This window comes from Actinoalloteichus spitiensis RMV-1378 (genome assembly GCF_000239155.1).
Taxonomy (GTDB): Bacteria; Actinomycetota; Actinomycetes; order Mycobacteriales; family Pseudonocardiaceae; genus Actinoalloteichus_B; species Actinoalloteichus_B spitiensis.
Genome location: NZ_AGVX02000119.1, coordinates 1 through 2625, shown reverse-complemented (window position 1 = coordinate 2625; position 2625 = coordinate 1). Strand labels below are relative to the sequence as shown.

The 2625-nt window shown below is 71.1% G+C and carries 1 protein-coding gene and 1 pseudogene; one reads left to right on the top strand and one right to left on the bottom strand.

What is annotated here, in order from left to right:
• The first annotated feature begins 423 nt into the window (after positions 1-423).
• The gene (locus ACTIDRAF_RS31825) at positions 424-828 is read left to right on the top strand and encodes a peptidoglycan-binding domain-containing protein (protein ID WP_016697864.1); all 405 of its coding nucleotides are present in this window, start codon (positions 424-426) and stop codon (positions 826-828) included.
• Positions 829-1167: 339 nt separating this feature from the next.
• Here the strand turns inward: ACTIDRAF_RS31825 and ACTIDRAF_RS27535 are convergent.
• Positions 1168-2390, bottom strand: a pseudogene (locus ACTIDRAF_RS27535) (cytochrome P450).
• Positions 2391-2625: the final 235 nt, after the last annotated feature.

Here is a 2625-nt window from a genome sequence, read left to right as displayed (position 1 = left end):
GCCGTGTCGTAGCCGCTCACCGCGCCGGACGCGGCCGAGGCCGCCGGCACGGGAACCGGTGCGACGGCCGGCGAGTCGAGGCGCGAGAAGGAGGGCGCCCAGCCGGTCCGGTGGCCCGGAGATCCCGCGGAGAGCGCCGGCGTTCTCGCACGGGTCCCGTCCGCGCACGTGCCCGAGTCGGTCACCCCACCTCAGCCGGTCGCCGCCACGTCGCCCTGACGACTTGGCAACGCGCCCTGTCCCGTCAGCGACTTCCCGCATGTGACGGAGCATTCGCGCCGAACCAATGCGAATGGCGGATTTTCGGGTGCCGTCATGGACCGCGAAACAGCGCGAACCCTACGGTGATTTCGTCAGCGGACACACGTTCGCGGCCACATTCCTCTCACTGGAGGGGTGTGCCGTCCGAAGAAAGGACATCGAATGCGCCTGTTGGTTCGCACGGCCGCCGTGGTCGCGGGAGCACTCGTCCTCGTTGGAGGAGTGACCGCGCCGGCGATGGCGCGGGACACCACTACGGAGGACGTGGGAGTGGCCGCGGCGACCTGCACCAGCTCCTACCAGTACCTCCCCTCCACGGCGAGCGTGTCGTGGAACTGCGTGCTGGGACAGGGCAACTCCGGGGTCGGCGTCCGCACGTTGCAGAGGTCGTTGCGGGAGTGCAACGGCCAGTCCATCAGCGTCGACGGGATCTACGGTCCCGCGACCCGCAACGCGGTCGTGAACGTGCAGCGTAGAGCCAGTATCAGCGCCGACGGCGTGTACGGCCCGCAGACCCGGCGGAACATGCGCTGGCTGACCGCCACCGGGTGCAACTGGCGTCGGTGATCCGGACCGTCGTCCGGGTTCGGGCAATTCGGGCCAGGACAACCGTTTTCCGCGACGGCGGTTCAACGGGGGTGGGCGAGGGCGACCAGGAACGCGCCCGCCCACCCCACGCCGCACGTCGGAAACGGCACACCACCGAATGGGCGCCGGACGATGAACCGACCGGCCCCAATACGTTCGCCCGGATATCGGGAGGTACGGCGGTTCGCTCACCGTCAACTGGGCAACGCCGTCGTTTCGTGAGTGCGGTTGTGATTTCCGGGCGTACGAGGTGCGGCCAGACCACGTTTTCGGCGACGGGCGTCGGCCCAAGGAAATGGGCCGCGTTGGAACCCGTTCCTACCAGGTCACCGGCAGCTCGTACACGCCGTAGACGAATCCGTCGTGTTTGAACGGGATGGCCTCGAACTCGGTGGCCAGCCGCAGGTCGGGAAGCCGGCGGTACAGCGTGCGGTAGACGATCTCCAGTTCCAGCCTGGCCAGGGGCTGGCCGAGGCACTGGTGCACACCGAACCCGAACGCCACGTGGTGCCGGGCCTCCCGGGTGATGTCGAGCTCGTCGGGCTCGTCGAACGCCCGGGGGTCGCGGTTGGCCACGTCGTTCGGCAGGACCAGCCCGTCTCCCGCCCGGACCGGGCAGCCCGCGACCTCCATGTCCTCCAGCGCGACGCGGCGCCGACCGCCGTGCGTGATGGTGAGGTAGCGGAGCAGTTCCTCGACCGCCCGCGTGGCCATGGTGGGATCGTTGGAGTCGCGGAGCAGCGCGAGCTGGTCGGGGTTGCGCAGCAGCAGGAGCGTGCTCAGCGCGATCATGTTCGCCGTGGTCTCGTGACCGGCGATGAGCAGGAGCACGGCCATCTCGGTGGCCTCACGCAGGGTGAGGTCCCCGGCTCCGACCCGCTGGGCGAGTCGGGACAGCAGGTCGGCGCCGCCGGGGTTCTCCAGCTTCGCCCCGACCAGTCCCCCCAGGTAACGGGCCAGTTCTCCGGAGGCCACCGACCGTTGCTCCGGGGTGGACCTCCGGTGCACCATCGTCCGGCTGTTAGCTGGAAGAAGTCGTGGTCGGCGTAGGGGACGTCCAGCAGGTCGCAGATCACCAACGAGGGCACCGGCAGCGCGAAGGCCTCGACGAGGTCGACGGGGCGGGGGCCGGCGAGCAGGCCGTCCACCGCCTCGTCGACGATGCGCTGGACGGCGGGCCGCAGCGCGGCGACGTTCTTCACCGTGAAGGCCGACCCGACCATCCGGCGGAGTCGCGCGTGCTCGGGGTCGTCCATGCCGATGAAGCTGAGACTGGCCCTGCCCGGGGCCGACCGGGGGTAGGTCGGGTGGGTCATGTCGGCGCTGACCCGCCGGTCCGACAGGACCGCGCGTTGGTCGGCGAACCGCGTGACCAGCCACGGGGTGGTGCCGTCCCAGAGCCGGACCCGGGCCAGGGGTGTCTCCTCGCGGAGCCGCTGCAGTTCCGGGGGCGGGTCGAACGGGCAGCCCTCGGCTCGGGCCATCGGGTAGTCGGGCGCGTTGTCCGAGGGGCGGCGGGCGGGGTCCAGGGTGCTCGTCATCGAGTTCCTCCCGTGGCGTCCGCCCACCCCCACGGGCGGGCGGCGCCGGTGCGGCGGGATGCTTGCTAGGCGGACGTGGGGGCGGGGGCGGGTCGGCCGACGTCCACGACGGGCGGCCCGGGACGCGGTGACGGTGGTCCGAGGAGGCGCTGCCGCAGTTGCCTGGCCTGTTTGGGCATGTTCCAGCCGAGGACTCCCACCGGCTCGCCGTCCCGCCGGTAGGCCGCCACGAACC